Source organism: Cupriavidus sp. 01T418 (assembly GCF_056398885.1).
This window is the reverse complement of record NZ_JBFTQG010000002.1, coordinates 305,412-330,872: the sequence shown is the minus strand read 5'-3', so window position 1 is coordinate 330,872 and position 25,461 is coordinate 305,412. Positions and strand designations below refer to the sequence as shown.

26 protein-coding genes are annotated in these 25,461 nt (G+C 66.7%); 9 read left to right on the top strand and 17 right to left on the bottom strand.

All coding sequences use genetic code 11. The features are described from left to right. Positions 1-310 precede the first annotated feature (310 nt). Together AC1DQ3_RS03635 and edd are read right to left on the bottom strand one after the other, a co-directional pair. Entirely contained in the window at positions 311-820 is a 510-nt protein-coding gene (locus AC1DQ3_RS03635; RefSeq protein ID WP_477118916.1) for a gluconokinase, read from the bottom strand. A 189-nt stretch (positions 821-1,009) separates the two neighbouring features. After that, positions 1,010-2,923 (bottom strand): phosphogluconate dehydratase, encoded by a 1,914-nt coding sequence (edd, locus tag AC1DQ3_RS03630; RefSeq protein WP_477118799.1) that lies wholly within the window; start codon positions 2,921-2,923, stop codon positions 1,010-1,012. A 306-nt stretch (positions 2,924-3,229) separates the two neighbouring features. Between edd and AC1DQ3_RS03625 the strand changes: the two genes are divergently transcribed. Next, positions 3,230-4,168 carry a MurR/RpiR family transcriptional regulator gene (locus tag AC1DQ3_RS03625; protein ID WP_477118798.1) on the top strand — a complete coding sequence of 313 codons (939 nt, stop codon included), beginning with the start codon at positions 3,230-3,232 and terminating at the stop codon, positions 4,166-4,168. Here the strand turns inward: AC1DQ3_RS03625 and AC1DQ3_RS03620 are convergent. The 4 genes from AC1DQ3_RS03620 to AC1DQ3_RS03605 all read right to left on the bottom strand — a co-directional run bounded on the left by AC1DQ3_RS03620 (position 4,080) and on the right by AC1DQ3_RS03605 (position 9,487). After that, positions 4,080-6,536, bottom strand: coding sequence for a DNA internalization-related competence protein ComEC/Rec2 (locus AC1DQ3_RS03620; protein ID WP_477118797.1), 2,457 nt, complete (start codon positions 6,534-6,536; stop codon positions 4,080-4,082). The two genes, AC1DQ3_RS03625 and AC1DQ3_RS03620, sit on opposite strands and share 89 nt — an antisense overlap. 64 nt (positions 6,537-6,600) lie before the next feature. Then, positions 6,601-7,470, bottom strand: a complete 870-nt coding sequence (locus AC1DQ3_RS03615) for a TatD family hydrolase (RefSeq protein ID WP_477118796.1) — start codon at positions 7,468-7,470, stop codon at positions 6,601-6,603. A 27-nt stretch (positions 7,471-7,497) separates the two neighbouring features. Next, the gene (gene lolD, locus AC1DQ3_RS03610; protein WP_477118795.1) at positions 7,498-8,244 is read right to left on the bottom strand and encodes a lipoprotein-releasing ABC transporter ATP-binding protein LolD; all 747 of its coding nucleotides are present in this window, start codon (positions 8,242-8,244) and stop codon (positions 7,498-7,500) included. After that, positions 8,237-9,487 (bottom strand): lipoprotein-releasing ABC transporter permease subunit, encoded by a 1,251-nt coding sequence (locus AC1DQ3_RS03605; protein ID WP_477118794.1) that lies wholly within the window; start codon positions 9,485-9,487, stop codon positions 8,237-8,239. Before AC1DQ3_RS03605 ends, lolD begins: the two co-directional genes overlap by 8 nt. 149 nt (positions 9,488-9,636) lie before the next feature. Here AC1DQ3_RS03605 and AC1DQ3_RS03600 point away from each other — a divergent pair, with 149 nt between their 5' ends. Both AC1DQ3_RS03600 and recJ read left to right on the top strand, forming a co-directional pair. Next, a complete protein-coding gene (locus tag AC1DQ3_RS03600; protein WP_477118793.1) occupies positions 9,637-10,761 on the top strand; it encodes a hypothetical protein in 1,125 nt (374 codons plus the stop codon). A 24-nt stretch (positions 10,762-10,785) separates the two neighbouring features. Continuing rightward, positions 10,786-12,483 carry a single-stranded-DNA-specific exonuclease RecJ gene (gene recJ / locus AC1DQ3_RS03595; RefSeq protein ID WP_477118792.1) on the top strand — a complete coding sequence of 566 codons (1,698 nt, stop codon included), beginning with the start codon at positions 10,786-10,788 and terminating at the stop codon, positions 12,481-12,483. Positions 12,484-12,504: 21 nt separating this feature from the next. Here the strand turns inward: recJ and AC1DQ3_RS03590 are convergent, their stop codons facing one another. Continuing rightward, positions 12,505-13,239: a peptidoglycan DD-metalloendopeptidase family protein gene (locus AC1DQ3_RS03590; protein ID WP_477118791.1), complete on the bottom strand. Its 735-nt coding sequence runs from the start codon at positions 13,237-13,239 to the stop codon at positions 12,505-12,507. A 187-nt stretch (positions 13,240-13,426) separates the two neighbouring features. Here AC1DQ3_RS03590 and prfB point away from each other — a divergent pair. From prfB to lysS, 3 genes are all read left to right on the top strand, one after another. After that, positions 13,427-14,531 (top strand): peptide chain release factor 2 gene (prfB, locus tag AC1DQ3_RS03585; RefSeq protein ID WP_477118790.1). Its coding sequence is split into 2 segments (ribosomal slippage): positions 13,427-13,507 and positions 13,509-14,531, totalling 1,104 coding nucleotides; the frame shifts between segments, so codons are not numbered across the junction. A gap of 99 nt (positions 14,532-14,630) precedes the next feature. Continuing rightward, positions 14,631-15,389 (top strand): SDR family oxidoreductase, encoded by a 759-nt coding sequence (locus AC1DQ3_RS03580; protein WP_477118789.1) that lies wholly within the window; start codon positions 14,631-14,633, stop codon positions 15,387-15,389. 39 nt (positions 15,390-15,428) lie between these two features. Then, entirely contained in the window at positions 15,429-16,967 is a 1,539-nt protein-coding gene (gene lysS, locus AC1DQ3_RS03575) for a lysine--tRNA ligase (protein WP_477118788.1), read from the top strand. A 200-nt stretch (positions 16,968-17,167) separates the two neighbouring features. Here lysS and AC1DQ3_RS03570 read toward each other — a convergent pair whose 3' ends face one another. After that, complete coding sequence (locus AC1DQ3_RS03570; protein WP_477118787.1) at positions 17,168-17,554, bottom strand: type II toxin-antitoxin system VapC family toxin; 387 nt, start codon at positions 17,552-17,554, stop codon at positions 17,168-17,170. Continuing rightward, positions 17,551-17,799 carry a type II toxin-antitoxin system Phd/YefM family antitoxin gene (locus AC1DQ3_RS03565; protein ID WP_477118786.1) on the bottom strand — a complete coding sequence of 83 codons (249 nt, stop codon included), beginning with the start codon at positions 17,797-17,799 and terminating at the stop codon, positions 17,551-17,553. Before AC1DQ3_RS03565 ends, AC1DQ3_RS03570 begins: the two co-directional genes overlap by 4 nt. Positions 17,800-18,062: 263 nt before the next feature. Here AC1DQ3_RS03565 and AC1DQ3_RS03560 point away from each other — a divergent pair, with 263 nt between their 5' ends. From AC1DQ3_RS03560 to AC1DQ3_RS03550, 3 genes are all read left to right on the top strand, one after another. Continuing rightward, positions 18,063-18,845 carry a glycine zipper 2TM domain-containing protein gene (locus tag AC1DQ3_RS03560; RefSeq protein WP_477118785.1) on the top strand — a complete coding sequence of 261 codons (783 nt, stop codon included), beginning with the start codon at positions 18,063-18,065 and terminating at the stop codon, positions 18,843-18,845. A gap of 226 nt (positions 18,846-19,071) precedes the next feature. Next, positions 19,072-19,377 carry a hypothetical protein gene (locus AC1DQ3_RS03555; RefSeq protein ID WP_477118784.1) on the top strand — a complete coding sequence of 102 codons (306 nt, stop codon included), beginning with the start codon at positions 19,072-19,074 and terminating at the stop codon, positions 19,375-19,377. Beyond that, a complete protein-coding gene (locus tag AC1DQ3_RS03550; RefSeq protein ID WP_477118783.1) occupies positions 19,374-19,745 on the top strand; it encodes a type II toxin-antitoxin system RelE/ParE family toxin in 372 nt (123 codons plus the stop codon). Before AC1DQ3_RS03555 ends, AC1DQ3_RS03550 begins: the two co-directional genes overlap by 4 nt. Before the next feature lie 170 nt (positions 19,746-19,915). Here the strand turns inward: AC1DQ3_RS03550 and iscX are convergent, their stop codons facing one another. The 8 genes from iscX to AC1DQ3_RS03510 form a co-directional block, all read right to left on the bottom strand. Beyond that, positions 19,916-20,110: a Fe-S cluster assembly protein IscX gene (gene iscX / locus AC1DQ3_RS03545; RefSeq protein WP_477118782.1), complete on the bottom strand. Its 195-nt coding sequence runs from the start codon at positions 20,108-20,110 to the stop codon at positions 19,916-19,918. Positions 20,111-20,160: 50 nt separating this feature from the next. Further along, positions 20,161-20,499: an ISC system 2Fe-2S type ferredoxin gene (gene fdx, locus AC1DQ3_RS03540; RefSeq protein ID WP_477118781.1), complete on the bottom strand. Its 339-nt coding sequence runs from the start codon at positions 20,497-20,499 to the stop codon at positions 20,161-20,163. 43 nt (positions 20,500-20,542) lie between these two features. Beyond that, positions 20,543-22,405: a Fe-S protein assembly chaperone HscA gene (gene hscA / locus AC1DQ3_RS03535; protein ID WP_477118780.1), complete on the bottom strand. Its 1,863-nt coding sequence runs from the start codon at positions 22,403-22,405 to the stop codon at positions 20,543-20,545. Positions 22,406-22,518: 113 nt separating this feature from the next. After that, complete coding sequence (gene hscB, locus AC1DQ3_RS03530; protein ID WP_477118779.1) at positions 22,519-23,037, bottom strand: Fe-S protein assembly co-chaperone HscB; 519 nt, start codon at positions 23,035-23,037, stop codon at positions 22,519-22,521. Positions 23,038-23,125: 88 nt separating this feature from the next. Further along, positions 23,126-23,347: a DUF3565 domain-containing protein gene (locus tag AC1DQ3_RS03525; protein WP_477118915.1), complete on the bottom strand. Its 222-nt coding sequence runs from the start codon at positions 23,345-23,347 to the stop codon at positions 23,126-23,128. A 34-nt stretch (positions 23,348-23,381) separates the two neighbouring features. Next, entirely contained in the window at positions 23,382-23,702 is a 321-nt protein-coding gene (gene iscA / locus AC1DQ3_RS03520) for an iron-sulfur cluster assembly protein IscA (RefSeq protein WP_017229301.1), read from the bottom strand. 31 nt (positions 23,703-23,733) lie between these two features. Then, complete coding sequence (gene iscU / locus AC1DQ3_RS03515; RefSeq protein ID WP_006160178.1) at positions 23,734-24,135, bottom strand: Fe-S cluster assembly scaffold IscU; 402 nt, start codon at positions 24,133-24,135, stop codon at positions 23,734-23,736. A 55-nt stretch (positions 24,136-24,190) separates the two neighbouring features. Beyond that, entirely contained in the window at positions 24,191-25,414 is a 1,224-nt protein-coding gene (locus tag AC1DQ3_RS03510) for an IscS subfamily cysteine desulfurase (protein WP_477118914.1), read from the bottom strand. Between the last annotated feature and the right edge of the window lie 47 nt (positions 25,415-25,461).

Sequence of the window (25,461 nt, the reverse complement as noted above, 5' to 3'; positions counted from 1 at the left end):
TTTGGGCGCCGCCCAAACTGCCGGCAATCCCGTTTTGATTGGCTTGTTGCTCCCGGCACGGCATCTTGCGGCCACCACCCGAGGCCGGCGGCAAGGCCGCGGACCGACTCGTCACGCTTCGAAGTGCTGTACCTGCCGTACCTATAGGATACCTATGGCCACGAAAGCCGCAAGCAGCCTGCATTCGCGCCATCAGACATGGATTAAGCAAGATGTTTGCCAGCCCCTCCTTCAGTCGCACCAACAGGGATCAACAACCGGAAAGCGGAATGCGAAAAACAGAAACGGACCGGCCGGCGACGACACCGCCCTAGCGCGCGACCGCCGCCCCCGTGCACGCCGGCACTTCGGCCAGGATGCGCTGCACCAGGGCTTGCGGCGTCTGGCGGATATCGAGCACCAGGGCATCGCGCGGCTCTTCCAGGGTTTCGAACTGGCTCTGCAGCAGCGCCGGGTTGAAAAAGTGGTCGCTGCGCTCGGCCAGGCGGCTGCCGATCACCGCGGCATCGCCCTTCATGTAGACAAAGGTCACGCCGCCGTCGGACGGCGTCAGGCGGTCGCGATAGGTCTGCCGCAGCGCGGAACAGGTGAACACATGGGTGCGCCCTTCGGCGCGGGCCCCGTCGATCGCGGCGCGCATGGCGGCCAGCCAGGGCCAGCGGTCTTCGTCGGCCAGCGGGATGCCGTTGTGCATCTTGGCCTTGTTGGCGGCGCTGTGGAATTCGTCGGCATCATGGAAGCCGCAGTGCAGGGTCTCGGCCAGCAATTGGCCGACGGTGCTCTTTCCGCTGCCGGAAACGCCCATCAGGATGTAGATCATGTCTGCTCCAACGATCATGGTCGGATGGTTTTCCCATCCTTGTCGGTAGTCCCCGCGCCGGCCGCCGGACGGTTCCGGAAACCATACGGCAATAAAGCCATGATAGGACCCGCATGGGCCGGCTCGGGGTCGCCCCCGTCAGCAATTGGCTGCCGGAGACACAAATGACACAAATAGCAGGGGCGCTGCCTATTGTGCGACGACAGCGCCGGTTTGGACAGCACCCGGTGCATCGGCCTCGGACAGGTCGAGCGCGCTGCCCCCCTCCTCCGCGATCCGCGCATTGCGGCGGAACAGGCCGAACAACCCGCGGCCGACGCTGAAGCTGGCGAAGGCGTCGTCCGGCAACACCGCCGAAGCGCGCGCCGCGAATTCGGCTTCCCTGGCTTCCCTGGCTTCCCCGGCCCCCCCATCGGCGCCACCCAGCCATTCCAGCGTGCCGGCGACGGCATCCACGCGGATACGGTCGCCATCGCGCACGCGCGACAAGGGGCCGCCAGCAAGTGCCTCTGGGCACACATGAATGACCGCGGGGACCTTGCCGGAAGCACCGGACATGCGTCCGTCGGTGACCAGCGCCACCTGGTGGCCGGCATCCTGCAGCGCGCCCAGCACCGGCGTAAGACGGTGCAGCTCGGGCATGCCATTGGCATTAGGCCCCTGGAAGCGCACCACGGCGACCACGTCCCCGGCCAGTTCGCCGGCTTCGAACGCGGCCTGCAAGGCTTCCTGCGAATCGAAGACGCGGGCCGGCGCGTCCACCACCCGGTGCTCCGGCGCCACCGCCGACACCTTGATCATGCCGCGGCCCAGATTGCCCTGCAGCAGGCGCAGGCCGCCTTCGGCGGAAAACGGCTCCCCGGCGGTGGCCAGCACGGTGGCGTCGCCGCTGGTGGCGGCACCATCGCGCCACTGCAGCACGCCGTCGATCATCACGGGTTCCTGCGTATAGCGGGCCAGGCCAGGCCCGGCCACGGTCTGCACGTCCTCGTGCAGCAGCCCGGCGTCGAGCAACTGGCGGATCACGTAGGCCACGCCGCCGGCGGCATGGAAATGGTTCACGTCGGCGGAGCCGTTGGGATACACCCGTGCCAGCAGCGGCGTGATGCGCGAGAGGCGGTCGAAATCGTCCCAGTCGATGATGATGCCGGCTGCGCGCGCCATCGCCACGAGGTGGATGGTGTGGTTGGTCGAGCCGCCGGTTGCCAGCAGGCCGACCACGGCATTGATCACGGCGCGCTCGTCGACGATGCGCGCCAGCGGCAGGTAGTCCGCGCCCCGCGCCGTCAGCGCCAGCGCGCGCTGCGCGGCGGCGGCGGTGAGCGCGTCGCGCAGGCCGCTGTCGGGATGCACGAAGGCGGCGCCCGGCATATGCAGCCCCATGATCTCCATCAGGAACTGGTTGCTGTTGGCGGTGCCGTAGAAGGTGCAGGTGCCGGCGCCGTGATAGGCCTCGCACTCGGCTTCCAGCAAGGCTTCGCGGCCGACCTGCCCGGTGGCGTAGAGCTGGCGCACGCGCGCCTTTTCCTTGTTGGACAAGCCGGTCGACATCGGCCCGGCCGGCACGAACACCACCGGCAGGTGGCCGAACTGCAGCGCGCCCATCAGCAGGCCCGGCACGATCTTGTCGCACACCCCAAGCATCACCGCCGCATCGAAGGTGTTGTGCGACAGCGAGACCGCCGTCGCCATCGCAATGGCGTCGCGCGAGAACAGCGACAGCTCCATGCCGGCGTTGCCCTGGGTGATGCCGTCGCACATCGCCGGCACGCCGCCGGCCACCTGCGCCACTGCGCCGACCGCGCGCGCGGCCTCGCGAATCACGCCAGGATAGCGCTCGTACGGCTGGTGGGCCGACAACATGTCGTTATAGGCAGTGACGATGCCGAGATTGGCGGCATGCTCGACCCGCAGCCTGAGCTTGTCATGCACAGGCAGCGCGGCCAGGCCGTGCGCGAGGTTGGCGCAGGACAGGCCACGCAAGGGTCCCAGCTCTTGCTGGGCACGGTCGCAACGCGCCAGGTAGGCGGCACGGCTGCGCTGGCTGCGCGCGATCGCGCGCGCGGTGACGGCCTGGACTTCGGCGTGGAGGGCTTTTGGCATTGGTGGGATTCCTGGTCGTGATGCCTGATCGTATCCGGGAGGACTGGGGGGACGCATTTGTTTGTAGATTTTCTACATTATATCGAAAGGCAATTTGAAATCACCATGCGCTCGCATCACAAAGCGCCGAATACATGGCACAAATGCCCACAATCAGGGAAAGCCCCAGTCACAATCCAGACGCAAGCAGACGTGACCTCGATTCAATTTATGTAGAATATCTACATACCGTTCGACCCATCGAACCCCGGATTCCGGGGCCAACGCCACCAGAATGCCCCGGCACTGACAGCCTTCCTCCTTACCATGCGCGACCGAATCCTTGCCGTCTACGACACGCTTCGACCCTCCGAACGCCGCCTTGCCGACTATGTCGCCCGCCACGGCGCCAGCGTGATCCGTTTGTCGATGCCCGAACTGGCCGAGCGCGCGGGCGTCTCCCAGCCCACCATCGCGCGCTTTTGCGCCGCGCTGGGCTATGACGGCTTTCGCGAGTTCAAGCTCCAGTTCGCCCAGAACGTCGGCGGCGGCACGCCCTTCGTGCACCAGGACGTCAAGGCCGAAGACCGCCCCGCCGACATCGCCGGCAAGGTGTTCGACCGCACCATCGCCACGCTGATGACCGTGCGCAATGCGTTGTCCGCGGACCAGATCGAGCACGGCATCCGGCTGCTCGCGGCGGCGCGGCGGATCGAGTTCTATGGCTGCGGCAACTCGGGCATCGTCGCGCTGGATATCCAACACAAGTTCTTCCGCCTGGGCATTCCCACCGTGGCCTACTCGGATTCGCATGTGTTCAGCATGTCCGCGGCGCTGCTCGGTCCGGGCGATGTGGCGGTGCTGGTCTCCAACAGCGGACGCACCTGGGACATGCTGGCCGCTGCCACGCTGGCCCGCGCCAGCGGCGCCAGTGTGCTGGCACTGACGCACAGCGGCTCGCCACTGGCCGCGCTGGCGGATGTCTGCGTGTTCTCGGACGTGGAAGAAGACAGCGAGGTCTACACCCCGATGACCTCGCGCATCTGCCACCTGGTGCTGGGCGATGTGCTCGCGGCGGGCGTCGCGCTGGAGCGCGCCGACGTGGTCAGCGCCGGACTGCAGCGTGCCAAGGCCCATCTGCGCGAGCGCCGCATCGCCCAGGCCGAGCCGGCGCATCTCAGCGAGGCGCAAGCGGCGCCGCGCGCCAATAGCGCCGCTCGTGCTGGCGATAAGCCCGCACCTCGTAGGACTCGCCGCGCGTCATAAGGTGGACGGAGCCGGTTTCGTCGCTGCGATAGCGGGCGATGCCGTGCGAGCCGTAGCGATCCCAGATTTCCGGCCGCGGATGGCGGTGGCGATTGCGATAGCCCATCTGGAACAGCGCCAACTCGGGCGCCACCACGGCCAGGAACTGCCCGCTCGACGAGGTGTTGCTGCCATGGTGCGGCACCTGCAGGAAATCGGCGCGCAAATCCTGCACCGGCAGGCGCGCCAGCAGCGCCGCCTCGTCGCGCCGGGCGATATCACCAGTCAGCAGCAAGCTGCGCGCGCTGCCCGCCACCTTGAGCACGCAGCTGCGCGCATTGCTGTCGATGGCGGCGTTCTGCGCCACGCCGGGCAAGGGGTGCAGCATTGTGAAGCGCACCCCGTCCCAATCCCACTGCTGCCCTGCTTCGCAGGGCTGAGCCTCCAGCGAGCCCGCGCTTGCCGGCGGCACCAGCAGCCGATGTCCGGGCGGCGCGCCGGACAACAGGCGCTCGACCTTTAGCGCAGCCATCACATCGCGCGCGCCGCCGGCATGGTCGGCGTCTTCATGGCTGATCACCAGTGTGTCGAGGCTGCGCACGCCCGCGCCGCGCAGGTATGGCACGACGGCGCGCGCGCCCGCGCTGTTGCCCGGCTCACCACGCGTGGCGCCCCACCCATAAGCCGGCCCGGCATCGTAGAGCAGCACACGCGAACGCGTCTCCACCAGCACCGCGGTGCCCTGCCCGATATCGATCGCGGTGGCGCGAAATTCGCCATGCGCGACCGGCTGCCGCCCCGCCAGCACCATCGGCAACAGCAGCACCAGGCCATGCAGCCGCGCCCGCGCGCCGCAGCGCACCGGCGCCAGCAGCAGCAGCGTGCCAGGCACGGCCAGGGCGAGCGCGAACGGCCCGGCGCGCGCAGCCTGCCACACCGCCCACGGCGGCGCCGCCAGCCACTCCAGGCCCGTCACCAGCCAGTGCAGCAGCAGATGCGCGGGTCCGAGCAACCAGCCCGCCAGCGGTGCCGGCGTGGCCGCGGCCAGCAAGGCCAGCGGCGTCACCAGCAGGCTGACCAGCGGAATCGCCACCGCATTGGCCAGCGGCGAGATCACCGACACCTGCTGGAACAGGAGCAAGGTCAGCGGCACCAGCCCGATGGTGACGGCCCATTGGGTGCGCGCGGCCTGCGCCAGCGTGGAACGCAATCGCTGCCACCACGAGGAGGCGGCAGGATCGGCAGGCTGCGCCGCGGCCAGGAAAATCACGCCCACCGCACCGAAGGAAAGCCAGAAGCCGGGCGACAGTACCGCCCAGGGATCGAGCCCGATCGCCACGCATGCGGCCCACGACAACACCAGCGACGCGGGCGGCGTGCGCCCGCTCCATAGCGCCAGCGCGGCCACCACCAGCATCGACACGGTACGCAGCGCCGGAACCTGCATGCCGGCCAGCAGGCCGTACACGAGTCCGGCCATGACCGCCGCCACCAGGGCGGCGCGGCGTGCCGGCCAATACAGCGGCAAGGGCCGCCGCAGCCAGCGGCCAAGGCCGAACGAGTGCCGCCACAGCCAGTATGCGAAGCTGGAAGCCAGTCCGGAGATCATGGTGATATGCAGGCCGGAAATGCTGATCAGGTGGCCAATCCCGGTGCGCGTGAACAAGGTCCAGTCGCGTTGCCCGATACCACGCTGATCGCCCACCACCAGGGCCGCCAGCACCGGGGCAAAACGGGCATCCGGAGGCAGGCTGCCCAGCACGTGGTCGCGTACCTGCGCGCGCCACCGCGCGATCCGCCACGCCAGGCGTTCGCCGACGGCGTCCTGCGGCTCGCCCTGGACGTCGCGCACGTAACCAGTGGCGCCGATGCCGGCCGCCATCAGCCAGTATTCGTAATCGAAACCATGGGGATTGGCCAGCCCGTGCGGCCGGCGCAGGCGTAGCGAGAAGACATAGCGCTCGCCGGGACGCAATTCAGGTGGCGCATCGTCCCAGCTCAACAGGAGGCGCGAGGGAACGCCGGACGCCGCATCCCGGACGCCAGCCTCGTCGCGCGCAAACGCAAAACGCTGGCCGCGCGGGGCCTGTGCCGGCAGGCCCGCCACCACGCCGCTCACCACCAGGTCCACGCCCTCCTGCCCGGGCGCCAGGCGTTCTCCCAGCCTGAGTTCGGCGCGCCATGCCGACCAGCCGAATCCGGCCAGCACCGACAGCGCGATCAAGGCCGCCCGCGCCCAGCCAGGACGGCCCACGCGCATGCGAAGCGCGAGCGCGGCAGCCGCAAGCCCCGCCGCCACCAGGGCCCATGCCGCACCACCGCGCGGCAGCGAGCCTTGTTGCTGCAGCCACCAGCAGCCCGCCACGAAGGCGAGCAGGATCAGACGCATGCCATCTCCCGGGAGGGAAGTCAGTCACGCCTGCTTATACGTCCGTTAGCGGCCGCGAAACTTGTCAGGATGAGACGGGAACGTTGCCAGTTGTTGCGGCTGGCGCCGCGCTCGGGAACATGGTCGCCGCGAAGGCCGCCAGACGGGGCAGCGCGGCCACCGAGTTCTGCCACATCGCCTGCGCCAGCGTTGCGTCATCGAGACCACGCAATTCGCCCAGCACCCTGGCCACGCCCGCCACTTCGGCGGGCGCATTGCGCGCCTTGTGCTGCTCGCCGAACTGGTCGTCGGACAACCACGCGGGCGCGAGGTCCGGCGCGTCGGTTTCCAGCACGATGGCCTCGAGCGGCAACTCCAGGGCCAGTCGCCGGATCTGCCTCGCCCGGCTGAAGGTCAGGTTGCCGCCAAACCCCAGCTTCAGGCCCTGGTCGACAAAGCCGCGCGCCTGCTGCGGGCTGCCGTTGAAGGCATGGGCGATGCCCTGGCGCACGCCAATGCGCCGCAACTGCGCCGCCACCTGGTCCTGCGACCTGCGCACGTGGAGCAGCACCGGCAAATCGAACTCGCGGGCTATCTTGAGCTGCTCGGTGTAGATCCAGGCCTGGTGCGCGGCATCGAGGCCGGGCACGAAGAAATCGAGCCCGATCTCGCCGATGCCGACGAAGCGCGGATCGGCCAGCGAGGCCCGCACCTCGCGGCGCAAGGCATCGAGATCGGACTGCGCGGCACCGGGCGTGCACAGCGGATGGATGCCCAGCGCGTAGACGCAGCTGTCGTGGCGATGCGCCAGTGCCCGCACCGCGGCGAAATTCGACACGGCCACCGCCGGCAGCACGATGCCCGTCACCCCTGCCTTGGCAGCGGCGGTGGCAACGGCATCACGATCGGCGTCGAATTCGCCGGCGTCGAGGTGGCAATGGGTATCGATCCACATGGCAGTGCGTCGGTGTGGCGATGCGCTTCAGCGTTCGCGGTGGAGATGCCCGTCGCGCAGGCGCAGCACGCGATCGCAGCGGCTGGCCAGGTCGAGGTCGTGGGTCACGATCACGAAGCTGGTGCCCAGCGTGCGCGACAGCTCCAGCATCAGGTCGTAGACGCCGCCCGCGGTGTGGTCGTCCAGGTTGCCGGTGGGCTCGTCGGCCAGCACGCAGGCCGGGCCGCCGACCAGCGCGCGGGCAATCGCCACCCGCTGCCTTTCACCGCCGGACAGTTCGCCGGGCCTGTGCTGCGCCCGGTCGCCCAGGCCCACCCTGTCGAGCACCTGTTGCGCCGCCGCGCGCGCCTCTGGCTGCCGCAGGCCGCGGATGCGCATCGGCATGGCCACGTTGTCCAGCGCGGTGAACTCGGGCAGCAGGTGGTGGAACTGATAGATAAAGCCCAGCTCGCGGTTGCGCACGATATTGCGCTCGCTCTCGCGCAGCGCGGTGAAGGGCCGGCCCTTCAGGGCAACGCGGCCGCTGTCGGGGTCGTCGAGTCCGCCCAGCACATGCAGCAGCGTGCTTTTGCCGGAGCCGGACGCGCCCACGATGGCGACCTTCTCGCCGGCCTCCACCTGCACGTCCACGCCCCTGAGCACGGTCACGTCCAGGCCGCCCTGGCGGAAGCGCTTGGTCAGGCCCTCGGCCAGCAGCACGGGCGTGCCCGTGGCGTTGGCCGGCGCATCGGCGGCACCGCCGGCCAGTTCGGCGCGCAACAGGGTTTCACTCATAGCGCAGCGCCTCCGCCGGGTTGACGCGGGCAGCGCGCCAGCTTGGGTAGAGTGTGGCCAGGATGGACAGCACAAAGGAGACGATACCGATGGTGGCAATGTCGTTCACGCGGGGATCCGAGGGCAGTTCGCTGATGAAATAGATATCGCGCGGCAGGAACTGCACATGCAGCAGCCGCTCGATAAAGGGCACGATGATGTCGATATTGAAGGCGATCAGCGCGCCGCCGGCCACGCCTGCCAGCGTGCCGATAAAGCCGATGGCCACGCCCTGCACGATAAAGATCTTGGTGATCGAACCAGGCTGCGCGCCCATGGTGCGCAGGATGGCGATGTCTGCCTGCTTGTCCGTCACGGTCATGACCAGCGTGGACACCAGGTTGAACGCGGCCACCGCGATGATCAGCGTGAGGATGATGAACATCATGCGCTTCTCGGTCTGCACCGCGGCAAACCAGTTGCGGTTCTGCTTGGACCAGTCGCGCAGGTAGAGCTCGCCACTCAGCGTGCCGGCCAGTGCGTCGGCCACCTGGGGCGCGCGCTGCATATCGGTCAACTTCAGACGGACACCCGTGGGACCCGGCAGGCGGAACATGGCTTCCGCGTCCCTGATATTGATCAGCGCCAGCGCATTATCGAACTCGAAATGGCCCGACGAGAACACCCCGGTCACGGTGAACTGCTTGAGCCGCGGCAGCACCCCGGCCGGCGTGATGGTGCCCTGCGGTACCACCAGCGTGACCTTGTCGCCCACCTGCACGCCCATGGCGTTGGCCAGCTCGTTGCCCAGCGCGATGCCGAATTCGCCCGGCAGCAGGCGATCCATGCTGCCGCCACGGAACTGCTTGCCGATATCCGAAACCTTCGGCTCCTCGGATGGCTCGACCCCGCGCAGCAACACGCCGCGCACGGCGTCCTCGCGCGTCAGCATGGCCTGCGCGGCCACATAGGGCGCAGCCCCGATCACTTCCTTGTTGCGCATCGCTTCGGCGGCGGTCTTCTGCCAGTCCGGCAGCGCCCCGGGCCCGACCACCTCGATATGTGACAGCACCGACAGCATGCGGTCGCGCACTTCTTTCTGGAAACCATTCATCACGGACAGCACCACGATCAGCGCCGCCACGCCCAGCGCGATGCCGAGCATGGAAATCATCGAGATAAAGGAAATAAAGGTGTTGCGGCTGGCACGCTTGCTTGCGCGGGTGTATCGCCAACCGATCTGCCACTCGTAAGGAAAGTTCAAGAGGGTTCCTGTTGTCAAGGAGAAACGCCGGCGCCACACCGCCGACGCCGCTTGTCACGTATTGGTTGCGTGCGCCTGCATGGTTGCAACCCGGCCGGGGGGACGATATTTCCGCCGACCGCCAGCCGCAAGTTTACAATCTCGGCACCATGATGACGCACCTGACCCTGATTGTGCCCTTTTCCGTCCCGCCCGGCGCCGCCATCGACGCGGACGGCGGGGGCAACGACGCCATGCTGGAAGCCCTGGTGCGGCAATTGGAGTTGCCGGCGCTGGGAAAGTTGCTCACCCGCGCCAGCCCTGGCCCGCGCGAGCGCCACGACGATCCCTTCCTGCGCTCGCTGCCGCATGAGCGCTGGCTGGCCGAACGTGCCGGGCTCGACACTGCGCGCGTGCCCAGCGCCCCGTTCATGCGCCTGGCGGACATGACCGCCGCCGGCACGGGCGCCGCCGCGGACGACGGCCAGCCCTGGGCCTGCCTGCAGCCAGTGCATATCCACGCCGCGCGAGACCACCTGGTATTGATGGATCCCGCCCAGTTGCACATCCGCCCCGAGGAGTCGGCCGCCCTGCACGCCGCGGTGGCGGACCTGCTGCGGGAGTCCGGCATTACGCTCGAAACGCCGCATCCGGCCCGCTGGTATATCCCGGAAGCCGTGTTCGGGCCGCTTGTGGCCGCCAGCCCGCTGCGCGCCACCGGCCGCAATATCGATGTGTGGATGCAGTCCGGCGAGCGCGCCCGCGACTGGCGCCGGATCCAGAACGAAATCCAGATGACCTGGCACGACCATCCGGTGAACCAGGACAGGGAAGCGGCCGGGGAACTCTCCATCAATTCCGTCTGGCTCCACGGCGGCGGCGCCCTGCAACAAGTACCCCGCCTGGCCGACACAGTACTGACCGGCGACGCCTTCCTGCGTGGCCTGGGGCTGGCCGGCGGCGCGGCCTGCCAGCCCCAGCCGCCACGCCTCAAGGCCATCGAAGGCATCCAGGGCAGCGCCATGGTGCTGCTGGAAGATGGCATCGAAGCCCATATCGCCGAAGACTGGGGCCTGTGGATCGAGCGCATGCACGCGCTCGACGCCGAGTGGTTCGCCCCGGCGCTGGCTGCCCTCGAAAGCGGCCAGGTGCAGGCAGTGACGCTGATGCTGGCCGGTGACAACCACTACGCCGAGTTCACCGTCCGCCGCGCCGACCTGCGCAAGTTCTGGCGGGGCCTGGGGCAGCGCGGCGACTGGCGCGCGCTGCTGTCCGACCTCGCCTATGCCGCCTGACCACCGTTCTTCCGCAAGCCGTACATGACCCGAATCGCCGTTCGCTCCTTTTCCACCGAATTTGCCGGCAAGCTGGCCGGTTGCGGCCTGCACCCCACGCTGGCGCGCATCCTGTCGGCGCGCGGGGTGCGCGAACCCGCCGAACTCGCCACCGAACTGCCGGGCCTGGTGCCGCCCGCCGCCTTGAAGGGCATCGACCAGGCCGCCACCTACCTGGCCGACGCCATCGCCGCCGGCCGGCGCCTGCTGATCGTGGCCGACTACGACTGCGACGGCGCCACGGCCTGCGCGGTCGGCGTGCGCGGCCTGCGCATGCTGGGCGCGCGCATCGACTACATCGTGCCCAACCGCTTCGAGTACGGCTACGGCCTGACCCCGGAAATCGTGGCGCTTGCCGCCAGGCAGGCGCCGGACGTGATCGTGACGGTGGACAACGGCATCGCCAGCGTCGACGGCGTGGCCGCGGCCAATGCGCTCGGCATCGACGTGGTGGTGACCGACCACCACCTGCCCGGCGACCAGTTGCCGGAGGCTGCGGTGATCGTCAATCCCAACCAGCCCGGCTGCGAGTTCCCGAGCAAGAACCTGGCGGGCGTAGGCGTGATGTTCTACGTGCTGCTGGCGCTGCGGGCCGAGTTGCGCCGCCGCGGCGTATTCGACGCCAAGACCCAGCCCCGGCTCGATACCCTGCTCGACCTCGTCGCGCTGGGCACCGTGGCCGACGTGGTCAAGCTCGACAGCAACAACCGCATCCTGGTGGCGCAAGGCCTGAAGCGCATGCGCGCCGGGCGCATGCACGCCGGCGTGGCCGCCCTGTTCCGCGCCGCCGGGCGCGAAGCGACACGCGCCAACACCTTCGACCTCGGTTTCGGCGTGGGTCCGCGCCTGAACGCGGCCGGGCGCCTGGCCGACATGTCGCTCGGCATCGAATGCCTGCTGACCGACGACGCCAACCGCGCCTGGGAAATCGCCCAGGAGCTCGACGGCATGAACCGCGAGCGGCGCGAGATCGAGGCCGGCATGCAGCAGGAAGCGCTGCAGATCCTGGAAGGCCCGCTGGGCGCGCTGGACCCTGCCGCGCGCTTCACGGTCAGCGTGTTCAACGAAACCTGGCACCAGGGCGTGATCGGTATCGTGGCCTCCCGGCTCAAGGAAAAATACCACCGACCCACCATCACCTTCGCGCCGGGCGACGAGGATACGATCAAGGGCTCGGGCCGCTCGATCCCGGGCTTTCACCTGCGCGATGCGCTGGACCTGGTCTCCAAGCGCCACCCCGGCCTGCTGAAGAAATTCGGCGGCCACGCCATGGCGGCGGGCCTGACCTTGAGCGCGGGCGACTTCGGGCCCTTCATGGAGGCATTCGAGACCGTGGGACGCGAATGGCTGAGCGATGAGCAGCTCGCCCGCGTGATCGAGACCGACGGCGATATCGAGGATGCCTGCTTCAGCCCGGAGTTCGTTTCGCTGCTGGAGCAGCAGGTGTGGGGCCAGGGCTTCCCCGCGCCTACTTTCTGTGGCGAGTTCAACGTCTTGCGCCAGAGCGTGCTCAAGGGCAAGCACCTCAAGCTGCAGCTGGGGCGCGGCAGCCAGCGCTTCGACGCGATCTGGTTCAACCACGCCGATTCGCTGGGCGCCAGCGCGCTGGTGGCCTACCGGCTCGACAACAACACCTTCAACGGCGTCACCCGCGTGCAGATGGTGATCGAGCACGCGCAGTAACGCGGCCGCCTTGCCCGCACTTCAACCGCGGGCGGGCAGCAGCCCCGTCGGGTCGACCGGCTTGCCGTTGTTGCGCACCTCGAAGTGCAGCTCGCTGTCGGCGGTGCCCATGCGGCCCACCTCCTGCCCACCCGACACCTGCGCCCCCTCGCTGACCAAGGGCTTGTCCAGGTTGCCATAGACCGTCAGCCAGTTGTCGTCGTGCTTGATGATCACCAGCATGCCGTAGCCGCGCAGGTTGCCGACGTGGATGGCCTTGCCCCCCGCGGCGGCGCGCACCGTGCTGCCGGGCGCAGTGTCGATGCGCAGGCCCTTGCTGGCTGGCGGCCCGTAGCCGGCGGTGACGCGGCCGTCGGCCGGCCATTGCAGGCGGATGCTGGTGGCCGGGGCCCGCGACGGGCCGCTGTTGTCCACGCGCGGGGTATCCCCCACCGCCACCGGCCCGCTGCCGGCGCCGCCGCCCGTGCCGGCACTGGCGCTGGCACCTGCCGGCGGGCGCACCCGCAGCAACTGGCCCACCTCGATGCGATCCGCGCTGGGCAGCTGGTTCCAGCGCACCAGGTCGCGCACCGAGCGCTTGTGCCGCCGGGCGACGGTGTACAAGGTATCGCCGCCCTGCACCCGGTAGTAGCCATCCGGCGCCGGCTCGCTGGCCATGGTGCCGCAGCCCGCTGCCAGGCATGCCGCGGCTGCGGCGGCGAGCAGCCCGAGCGCGCCGCGCCGCGTGGTAATGGTGTCGTCTTTGCTCTGCTTCATGCGTAGTTGTCGTCCATCCCTGTCCATGTCTTGTCGCCGGCGGCACGTCCGGGTCTGCCTTGGCGCACCCGCAACTGTAGACCCTCCCGGGGGAAAACCGTTCGAAATCACGCAACAGACGCCATGGTAGCCGGGGGAAGAGCCCCCGATCCGCTATAATTCAGGGTTTTGAAAGCGCAGGAACATCATGGAAGCAGAACGCCTCAACGCCATCTCCGGTGCCATCTCCGATCTCCGTTCGCGAACGGAAGATCTACGGGGGTATCTTTGACTACGATGTCAAAGTAGGACGGCTCGACGAAGTCAACGGCGAACTCGAGGACCCCGAGGTCTGGAACAACCCCAAGCGGGCCCAGGATCTCGGCAAGGAAAAGAAAATGCTGGAGGGCGTGGTCGGCGTGCTCGGCAAGCTCACCGATGACCTCGGCGGCGCCGACGAGCTGTTCGAGCTCGCGCGCGAGGAAGGCGACGACGACACGCTGGAGGCCATCGAGACCGATGTCGCGGGCTTTGAAGCCATCGTCGCGGACATGGAATTCCGCCGCATGTTTGCCGGCGAGATGGACCAGGCGAACGCCTTTATCGACATCCAGGCCGGCGCCGGCGGCACCGAAGCCTGCGACTGGGCCTCGATGCTGCTGCGCCAGTACCTGAAGTACTGCGAGCGCAAGGGCTTCAAGGCCGAGGTGCTGGAAGAATCCGAAGGCGACGTGGCGGGCATCAAGAGCGCCACGATCAAGGTCGAGGGCGAATATGCGTTCGGCTATCTGCGCACGGAAACCGGCGTGCACCGCCTGGTGCGCAAGTCGCCGTTCGATTCGTCGGGCGGGCGCCACACCTCGTTCTCGTCGGTCTTCGTCTACCCCGAGGTGGATGATTCCTTCGAAGTCGAGGTCAATCCCGCCGATCTGCGCGTGGACACCTACCGTGCCTCCGGCGCGGGCGGCCAGCACATCAACAAGACCGATTCGGCGGTGCGGATCACGCACATCCCGAGCGGCATCGTGGTGCAGTGCCAGAACGACCGCTCGCAGCACCGGAACCGTGCCGAAGCCATGTCGATGCTGAAATCGCGCCTGTACGAGCACGAGATGCGCAAGCGCCAGGCCGAGGCCGACAAGCTGGAGTCGTCCAAGACTGACGTGGGCTGGGGCCATCAGATCCGCTCCTACGTGCTGGACCAGAGCCGCATCAAGGACCTGCGCACCAACGTGGAAATGTCCAACACGCAGAAAGTGCTGGACGGCGATCTGGACCCGTTCATCGAAGCCAGCCTGAAGCAAGGGCTGTAACACGCAGCAGCGGCGCCACGCCGCCGAGGCGCGCCCCGCAGGCATGGGGCGCGGCGCGGCGGCCGGTGCGGCCACTCATCCGCCGGGACACTCTCGACCATGACCGCAGCAACGCAACTGATCATCATCACCGGTACCTCGCGCGGACTGGGTGCCGCGCTCACGCAGGCCCTGCTCAAACCGGGCAACCGCCTGCTGTGCGTGGCGCGTGGCCGCAACCCCGAACTGGAACGGATCGCGTCCGCCAGCGGCGTCAAGGTGGCGTGGCACCTGCAAGACCTGTCGCAGCCGGGTCCGGCGGCGACCTGGCTCGGCAGCGTGCTCGATGCGGTCGAGGAAATCCCTGCCAGCGTCACGCTGATCCTGAACGCGGGCATGATCGAACCGATCGGCCCGATCACCAGGCTGCGGGAACCGACGCTGGTGCCGCACCTGCTGACCAACCTTGCGACGCCGATGACCATGACCGCGGCGTTCCTGGCGCAAACCGAGCGCTTCGGCTGCCCGCGCAAGATCCTGGCGATCTCGTCCGGCGCGGCGCGCCGCCCGGTCGAAGGCTGGAGCGCCTATTGCGCCGGCAAGGCAGGCCTGGACATGTTCGTGCGCTCGATCAACGCCGAATACGCGCAGGCCCCGGCCGAACGCGCCGTGCGCGCCGTCGCGCTGGCCCCGGGCGTGATCGATACCGGCATGCAGGCCACCATCCGCACCGCCGATTTCGCGCAGGCGCAGCGCTTCCGCGATCTCAAGGAAAACGACCAGCTGGCCTCGGCCGACGACGCCGCACAGCGCATCGCCGCGTACCTGGAGCGGCCGGACTTCGGCAGCACCGAGCTCGACGATATCCGCAATACCTGAACATCGCGCGGCCAGCGCCGCGCGGCTCACCAAGACATCATGACCGAATCCAACCGCGCTCCCGCCGAGGCCAACGCCCCGGCCGCAGCCGACGAAAACAAGATCATCGCGGAACGGCGCGAGAAGCTGCAGGCCCTGCGCCAGCAAGGCCCTGCCTTCCCCAACGATTTCCGCCCGACCCACCAGGCCGCCGCGCTGCACGCCCAGTACGCCGAAACCGAGCAGGCCGCGCTCGAAACCAGCCGCGTGGAAGTCGCCATCGCAGGCCGCATGATGCTCAAGCGGGTGATGGGCAAGGCCAGCTTCGCCACCGTGCAGGACGGCTCGGGGCGCATCCAGTTCTACATCAGCCGCGACGCGATCGGCGAAGACGTGTACGCCGGCTTCAAGAAGTGGGACCTGGGCGATATCGTCGCCGCGCGCGGCACGCTGATGAAGACCAAGACCGGCGAGCTGTCGGTGGCGGTGACCGAACTGCGCCTGCTGTCCAAGAGCCTGCGCCCCCTGCCGGGCGACTACTACGGCCTGGCCGACCAGGAACAGAAATACCGCCAGCGCTATGTCGACCTGATCGTCTCGCCGGAAACGCGCGCCACCTTCCGCGCCCGCACCAATGCGATCAGCTCGCTGCGCCGGCACATGGCCAATGCCGACTTCATGGAAGTGGAAACGCCGATGCTGCACCCGATCCCGGGCGGCGCCACGGCCAAGCCGTTCATCACCCACCACAACGCGCTGGACATGCAGATGTTCCTGCGCATCGCGCCCGAGCTGTACCTGAAGCGCCTGGTGGTCGGCGGCTTCGAACGCGTGTTCGAGATCAACCGCAACTTCCGCAACGAAGGGGTGAGCCCGCGCCACAACCCCGAGTTCACCATGATGGAGTTCTACGCGGCCTATACGGACTACCGTTGGCTGATGGACTTTACCGAGGACCTGATCCGCCAGGCCGCCATCGATGCCGGCGGCAGCGCCGTGCTGACCTACCAGGGCCGCGAACTGGACCTGTCCAAGCCCTTCCATCGCCTCACCATCACCCAGGCCATCCAGAAATTCGCGCCGCAGTACACCGACGCGCAACTGGCCGATACCGAATTCCTGCGCGCCGAGCTGAAGAAATTCGGCATCAACACCGGCGCGCCGCAATTCCTCAACGCCGGCCTGGGCACGCTCCAACTGGTGCTGTTCGAGGAAACCGCCGAGAGCCAGCTGTGGGAGCCGACCTTCATCGTCGACTACCCGGTGGAAGTCTCGCCGCTGGCGCGTGCCTCGGATACCCAGCCGGGCATCACCGAGCGCTTCGAGCTGTTTATCACCGGCCGCGAGATCGCCAACGGCTTCTCGGAGTTGAACGATGCCGAGGACCAGGCCGAGCGTTTCCGCAAGCAGGTCGACCAGAAGGACGCGGGCGACGAAGAAGCGATGTACTTCGACGCCGACTACATCCGCGCGCTCGAATACGGCATGCCCCCGACGGGCGGCTGCGGCATCGGCATCGACCGCCTGGTGATGCTGCTGACCGACAGCCCGAATATCCGCGACGTGATCCTGTTCCCGCATCTGCGCCGCGAGGACTGAGGCAACGTTGACCGCATGATGCAGGCCGCCAGGTAATGGAAAAGCCCCACGCAAACGCTGGGGCTTTTTCGTCTGGAGGCGGCACTATGACGGGGTGACTCCCTTGACCTGAGAATCGCGAAGTCCCCTCCTGGTTGACTAGCTGGCGGGCGGTACCGGGGCGGGCCGTGCGCTTTCGCGCGGTGCGACACCTACCCCTGTCAAATCTTGATAATGGTGTCGCTGTAAAGCGCCACCACCGGGTCATGGGTCATCAGCCGCATGGGTTCGACAAGCGCCTGGGCAACAAGAATGCGGTCAAACGGGTCTTGATGGTGCGACGGCAATTCTCCTGCGGCAACCGCATGCTCGGCATCGACTGCCAGAAAACGGTAGCCCGAGTCCAGGAAGTGGCGCATCGCATCTTGGCCGGAAACAGGCATGTCGCCGCGACCCAAGGCATGTTTGATGGCGATTTCCCAAACATTTGCGGCGCTGACCCATACGGTTGTCTTGGGTGAGGCGATGATGTCACGCGCCTTCGGCGCCAACTTTGGGCTGTCCGTAATCGCCCAGAGAGCGACATGCGTATCGAGAAGGAGATTCAAGCCTGCCTTCCACCCATGAACATCCGCGCCACCTCATCGTTGTGCGCGTCGATGGATTCGGGCACCTCGAACACACCTTTTGCAACACCGATGCGCTTCCCAGCAGGGGCGCTCTCCATCGGCACCAGCTTGGCCACCGGGCGACCATTGCGGGCAATGATGATTTCACGCTCCTGTCCTTGCTCGATGGCTTCCACCAGGCGGGACAACGAAGACTTGGCCTGCAACATGTTGACGGCTTGCATCACATTCTCCAATAATGAGGTTAGTCTAGTCTAGCTAATACCGACCGGCAAGCCTCTTGTTGGTGCCAGGCCGGCCTTGTTACAAACGACGGCCTTGAATACAGCCTGCCTCAACCTGCAAACCATTGATTAAAAACGATTTTCCGACCTACATAAGCTTACAAAATCAAACGGAAAACCGCGCCTGGTTCGGCCACACTGGTGTTATCGAGACACTGGCCGGCAGCATCCTTGCCTGGCAGTGCTTCGCGAGGAAAAACAACATGCCGAACCCGACCTTGCAACCATTGAACGAACCCGCCCTGTCCTCGTCGCCGCCCGTGCAGCGCCGCCTGCATCCACTGGTAGGCGCCGCGGCGGTGGCCATCGTGATTGCCAGCCTGACTGCCGTCGCCGCGATGACCGGCGTGCTGCCCCTTGGCAAGGCGACGCAGGATGCGCCCCAGTCCCTGACTGCGCCGATCGCGGCCACCAATGCTGCAGCCGCTGCAGCCGCTGCAGCCGCTCAGCCGGTGGCGCCCGGCAGTACCATCCGCCCACCCGAAACGGCAGCCCCTGAACTGGCGCAGGCGCCTGCCGCCGCGCCCGCCCCGGCACCGGCGGCCCGGCGAGCCGCCCAGCGGAACGCCAACCCGGACGCGGGATATGGCCCCGAGGCGAGCCGCGCCGACAACGGCGCCCCTGCCCCTGCCCAACGCCAGCCGGCGCAAGGCAGCGCCTATACCGGCCACATCGTGGCCATCACGCCCATCGAGACCGCCAAACCGGCCAGCGGCCTGGGCGCAGTTGGCGGCGCGGTGGTCGGCGGCCTGCTGGGCAACCAGATCGGCAGGGGCAATGGCCGCATCCTGGGCACTGTGGCCGGCGCCGTAGGCGGCGGCTTTGCCGGCAACCAGATCGAGAAGAGCGTGCGCAAGGACACGTCCTACCAGGTGCGCGTGCAGATGGACAATGGCAGCTACCGCACCTTCACCTATCATGCCGATCCTGGCGTGCAGGTGGGCCAGCGCGTGCGATTGCAGAATGGGGTCCTGGTCACGGCCTGAGCCGCCGGACGAGGGCTGGAAGTCAAGAAAAGGGCCGGATCACCGGGATCCCTTGCCCAGCCTAAGGCTTCTCTGCCGACCGTGTCGACGAAAATTCTCCGGTGATCTTGCTGATGGGAATTGTGCTGACTACGGTACTTATGTACCCCCCCGGATTGTCGTGCACCTTGACCACAAGACGTAATTTGTCTATGTTTCCGTTAACAAATTCTGTAATGGATGCGCAATGTCGATTCGTGCTCAAGATGTTGTTCCCATCAGCGAGGCGCGCTCACGGTTGACGGAGCTGGCCGAGGACGTAGTGGCAGGTGCCGAGAAGTTGCTGACAAAGAATGGCACTGCCTTCGTGGCCCTTGTCGATGCCAGGAAGCTGGACTACTACCACAACCTCGAGCGGAGAGAACGGGGGCGACTGCTGATGTTGGCCGATGCCGAAAGGGGTATCAAGGACGCACTTGAAGGTCGCGTCAAGTCTCTAGAGGAGATCCGGGAATCCATGCGTCGACATCGACGTGATGGATCCCGCAAATGACGCGGGTCGATTTTGCGGATACTTTCCAGGAGCGGATGGAGACCATTGAAGATTTCATGTTGCTCCGGGACGTGAGTTCAGCGCCGCGGCGAATGGATGCGCTATGGGAAGAGATCTATCGGTTTCGTGATTTAGTGATGACGCATCCCCGGCTTGGCCGCCCCGCCGAGATCCTCGCCGCAGGCTCCGATCAGGAATCGGCGCGACTCAACGATCTGCTCCGACTGGCCGTTGAGGCGGGGGTGCCGGATTTTCGCGAGTACGTCATTCACTCCCATGTCATTCTGTATGCGTACTCCGACTCACGCGTCCTCGTACTCTCGATTCGACATCAGCGAGAGCTGGGATACGCACCGGACGGCGAGTGACCTCCAAAAGCGCTGGCGCCCTGCGTGCCGGGGCTTCCCGCGAATCGGACGGGGGAGCGCCGCCTCCGACCCTCCCCCTGATACTTTCCCCATGCGTGTCCAAATCGAGGTGACCGGCAAGGGGTTCGCCGTTTCAAATGGCGATTTTGAGGTTCGGCCCTTTTGCTTTTTTACTCCGCCTCTTCAATCCAGGCGGACTGGATCGCCTCCAGGATCTTCTCGCCCGAACGTTCGGGCACGTCGGCAAAGCCATCCAGTTCCATCACCCAGCGATGCAGGTCCGTGAAGCGAATCGTGGTGGGATCCACGTCCGGGTACTTGTCGTACAGGGCGGCGGCGATGTCGTAGGTGTCAGTCCACTTCATGGGGAATCTCTCTGTCAGGTCGGCAACGGAACGAGCAGGCGCACAGGCGCTCAGTGCCCTTCCTTGGCGTAATTGATCGTGTACTTGGGAATCTGCACGGTAAGGTCCTCGTCGGCAACAATCGCCTGGCACGAGAGCCGCGAATTGGGCTCAAGCCCCCACGCCTTGTCCAGCAGGTCCTCTTCCTTCTCTTCCGGCTCGTTGAGGGAGTTGAAGCCCTCGCGCACTACCACGTGGCAGGTGGTGCAGGCGCACGACTTCTCGCAGGCATGCTCGATGTCGATGCCATTGTTGAGCAAGGCGTCGCAGACGCTGGTTCCGGTCTTGGCTTCGAACACGGCGCCCTCGGGACAGAGTTCGACGTGGGGCAATACGATGATCTGTGGCATTGGAAAGTCCTGGATTTGGATACGGTGCGAAAGTCCTCGGGGATCAGCCCAGGTCCTCCACCTTGCGGCCGGCCAGCGCGCTCTTGATCGAGCGGTCCATCCGGCGGGCGGCGAATTCGTCGGTGCCGTGGGACAGGGCTTCCACCGCTGCCTTGATGGCGTGGTGATCCTCGCCCTTGGCGATATCGACCGTTGCCGTGATCAGCTGCTCCACGCCGGCACGCTCCTCGGCCGAGAGCAGGTCGCCATCGAGCTCCAGTGCGCGTTGCGTGGCTTCGATCAGGCGCGCGGCGTCCACGCGCTCTTCGGCCAGCGCGCGGCTCTGCATATCGTGCTCGGCCTCGCGGAAGCTGTCCTGCAGCATGCGGGCGATCTCGTCGTCGGCGAGCCCGTAGGACGGCTTGACGGCAATGGTCGCTTCCACGCCGGACTGGGTCTCGCGCGCGAACACGGACAACAGCCCGTCGGCGTCGACCTGGTAGGTCACGCGGATACGTGCCGCGCCGGCCACCATCGGCGGAATGCCGCGCAACTCGAAGCGCGCCAGCGAGCGGCAATCGCTAGCCAGCTCGCGCTCACCCTGCAGCACATGGATGGCGATCGCGGTCTGGCCGTCCTTGAACGTGGTGAATTCCTGTGCGCGCGCCACCGGGATGGTGCTGTTGCGCGGAATGATCTTCTCGACCAGGCCACCCATGGTTTCCACGCCCAGCGACAGCGGGATCACGTCGAGCAGCAGCCAGTCCTCGCCCGGCGCGCCATTGCCGGCCAGCAGGTTGGCCTGCATCGCCGCGCCCAGTGCCACGACCTTGTCCGGATCGAGGTTGGTCAACGGCGGCTGGCCGAAGAAATCGGCCACCGCCTTGCGGATCGAAGGCATGCGGGTAGCGCCGCCGACCAGCACCACGCCCTTGACGTTGTCGGCTGCCACGCCCGCATCGCGCAGCGCCTTGCGTACCGGGGACAAGGTCTTCTGCACCAGCGGCGCGGTCATCTCGACAAAGGTCGTCGCCGACAGCGTCAGATGCACGATCTCGCCGCTTTCCAGCACTGCGTCGATCACCGTGGAGTCGGCCTCCGACAACGCTTCCTTGGCGGCGCGCGCGCGCACCATCAGCAGGCGCATATCCTCGGCCGACAGCGGTTGCAGGCCAGCCTGCTCGACGATCCAGCACATCAGGCGCTGATCGAAATCGTCACCGCCAAGGGCGGAGTCGCCGCCGGTGGCCAGCACCTCGAACACGCCCTTGCTGAGCTTGAGGATGGAAATGTCGAAGGTGCCGCCACCGAGGTCATACACCGCGTAGATGCCCTCGGAAGCGTTATCCAGCCCGTAGGCGATCGCCGCCGCGGTCGGCTCGTTGAGCAGGCGCAGCACTTCGAGCCCGGCGAGCTGGGCGGCATCCTTGGTGGCCTGGCGCTGCGCGTCGTCGAAATAGGCGGGCACGGTGATCACCGCGCCAACCAGTTCGTCGCCCAGCGAGTCTTCGGCGCGCTGGCGCAGCGTGGCCAGGATTTCCGCCGATACCTCGACCGGGCTTTTTACGCCGGCCACCGTCTTGATCTGCACCATGCCGGGCGCGTCGACGAAATCGTAGGGGCTATGCTCGATATGCGCGACATCGCGCAGGCCGCGCCCCATGAAACGCTTGACCGAGGCAATGGTGTTCTTGGGGTCGCGCACGGCTTCGTCCTGCGCGCGGTAGCCGATCTGCGTGCCCTTGGGCAGGTAGCGCACCACCGAGGGCAGCAGCGCGCGGCCGCTTTCGTCGGTCAGGACTTCGGGAATGCTGTTGCGAACTGCCGCCACCAGCGAATTGGTGGTGCCGAGGTCGATGCCGACCGCAAGCCGCTTCTGGTGGGGTGCCGGCGACATGCCGGGTTCGGAGATCTGGAGCAGTGCCATGATGAATCGTCTTTAATCGTGCGGTGGCAAGGCGGCCTGCAACACAGGCCGGTCCCGCGCCGGGGCGCCATTGTGGCATGGCGGCGGCGAACGTGCCGGAAGGCCCTGAACGCCTAGTCTTCCAGGCGGTCGATCGCCTCGCTGGTGTCGTGTTCGATTTTCTCGATGAACATCAATTGCCTGGCCGCGCCGCCGGCTGCCGCGTTGTCGCCGGCATCCAGCAGTGCACCCAGCGCCGCGTGGCGCTCGCGCTTCTCGCCGCGCAACTCGCGCAGCAGCGCATCGAGCCGCGCGACATCTTTTTCCCCGACCGCTTCCTGCAGCGCCTCGCGCCATTCCATCTGCTGCATCAGGAAGGCGGGGGCCATGGCCGTATTGTTCTCGGCCTGGATGTCCACGCCCCGCAGCGTCAGCAGGTAGATCGCGCGCTTGAGCGGCTGGCGCAGCGTGCGGTATGCCTCGTTGGCATGCGCGGCCCATTGCATCGCGACGCGGCGCTCGGCATCGCCGGCATTGGCGAAGCGATCCGGGTGCGCCTGCGACTGCACGGTCAGGTAGGCGGCGTCCAGCGCCGCTTCGTCGACTGCATACCCCACCGGCAAACCGAACAGGGCGAAATAATCGTCTTTCAACACCTTCCCCAACAAAAAAGAGCGGCTGCGCCGCCCCTTTGAACTTCCTTCAGCGTGAAAGCGGCTCGCTGGCCGCGCCGATACCCTGCTACGCCCGGCTCGCCGCCCAAGCCGCCGGCGGCTCCGCCCGATCGCACTTCGGGCAGTTCACCACCTCGCCGATCCGCGCCGCCCGCCCCTGCGCCGTCAGCGTCCACGGACGCATCTGCCAGGGCGGGTCATGGCGCATATGCTGGCCGTGGCCACAGTCGAGTTCCGCCACCCAATGGTTTTCCTCGTCCTGGTGGAAGCCGACGATACCGCGTTTCATCCCATCCCGCGCAAGGGCCTCGGCCATCGCGCGCTCAGACCCGGAACGACTCTCCGCAACCGCATTCGTCCTTGACGTTGGGGTTGTTGAAGCGGAACCCCTCGTTCAGGCCTTCGCGGGCGAAATCCAGCTCGGTGCCGTCGATATACGGCAGGCTCTTGGGATCGACGATCACCTTGATGCCGTGCGACTCGAATACGCTGTCTTCCGGCAACAGGTCATCGACGTATTCCAGCTTGTAGGCAAGGCCCGAGCAGCCGGTCGTCTTGACGCCGAGGCGCAGGCCAACGCCCTTGCCGCGGCGGTCCAGGTAGCGCGCCACATGCTTGGCGGCCTTCTCGGTAAGCGTGATCATCGATGCTTTATCCCTTGATGGATCGCGGAACTCAGGCAGCCTTCTGCTCGGCGCCTTCGTGCTTCTTCTTGTAATCCTCGACCGCCGCCTTGATGGCGTCTTCGGCCAGGATCGAGCAGTGGATCTTCACCGGCGGCAGCGCCAGTTCTTCGGCGATGTGCGTGTTCTTGATTTCCAGTGCCTGATCCACGGTCTTGCCCTTGACCCATTCGGTCACGAGCGAGGAGGAAGCGATGGCCGAACCGCAGCCATAGGTCTTGAACTTGGCGTCTTCGATCACGCCGGCTTCATTGACCTTGATCTGCAGCTTCATGACGTCGCCGCAAGCCGGTGCGCCGACCATGCCGGTACCCACGGCGTCGTCGTTCTTGTCGAACGAGCCCACGTTGCGGGGGTTTTCATAGTGGTCGAGAACCTTGGTGCTGTATGACATTTTGGCTACCTCTTGGCGTATCGGTATTTATGGGGTCTGGCGTGGGGTTTGGCGCTTAGTGCGCGGCCCACTGGATGGAGTTCAGGTCCACACCGTCCTTGAACATTTCCCACAGCGGCGACAGGTCGCGCAGCTTGGCGATCTTGCCCTTGAGCAGTTCGACGGTGTAATCGACTTCTTCTTCGGTGGTGAAACGGCCCACCGTAAAGCGGATCGAGCTGTGCGCGAGTTCGTCGTTGCGGCCCAGGGCGCGCAGCACGTACGAAGGCTCCAGCGACGCCGAGGTGCAGGCCGAACCCGACGACACCGCCACGTCCTTGATCGCCATGATCAGCGATTCGCCTTCGACGAAGTTGAAGCTGACATTGAGGTTATGCGGCACGCGGCGTTCCAGGTCACCGTTCAGGTAGACCTCTTCCATGCCCGACAGGCCGCGCCACAGGCGGTCGCGCAGCATGCGGATACGCTCGTTTTCCGTAGCCATTTCCTCGCGGGCGATGCGGAAGGCTTCGCCCATGCCGACGATCTGGTGCGTGGCCAGCGTGCCCGAACGCATGCCGCGCTCGTGGCCTCCGCCGTGCATCTGCGCTTCCAGGCGCACGCGCGGCTTGCGGCGTACATACAGCGCGCCGACGCCCTTGGGGCCGTAGGTCTTGTGTGCCGAGAACGACATCAGGTCGCACTTCAGCGTGTTCAGGTCGATGGCCACCTTGCCGGTGGCCTGGGCCGCGTCGCAATGGAAGATGATGCCCTTGGCGCGGCAGATCTCGCCGATCTGCTCCACATCCTGGATCACGCCGATCTCGTTGTTCACCAGCATCACCGACACCAGGATCGTGTCCGGGCGGATCGCCGCCTTCAGCACTTCGATGTCGACCAGGCCGTTATCCTGCACGTCGAGGTACGTCACCTCGAAACCCTGGCGCTCCAGTTCGCGGGTGGTATCGAGCACGGCCTTGTGCTCGGTCTTCACCGTGATCAGGTGCTTGCCCTTGCCGGAGTAGAAATTGGCCGCGCCCTTGATGGCGAGGTTATTGGACTCCGTCGCGCCCGACGTCCACACGATCTCGCGCGGGTCGGCGCCAACCAGGGCCGCCACCTGCTCGCGTGCCTCTTCCACCGCGCGCTCTGCGTCCCAGCCGTAGGCGTGGCTGCGCGAAGCCGGATTGCCGAACTGCTCGCGCAGGTACGGAATCATCTTGTCCGCGACGCGCGGGTCTACCGGCGTGGTGGCCGAGTAATCCATGTAGATGGGGAAATGGGGAGTGCTCATCGTTATGACTGCCTTTTAGGGACCGCTATGCTTGACATTGCTCTATGCTCTCT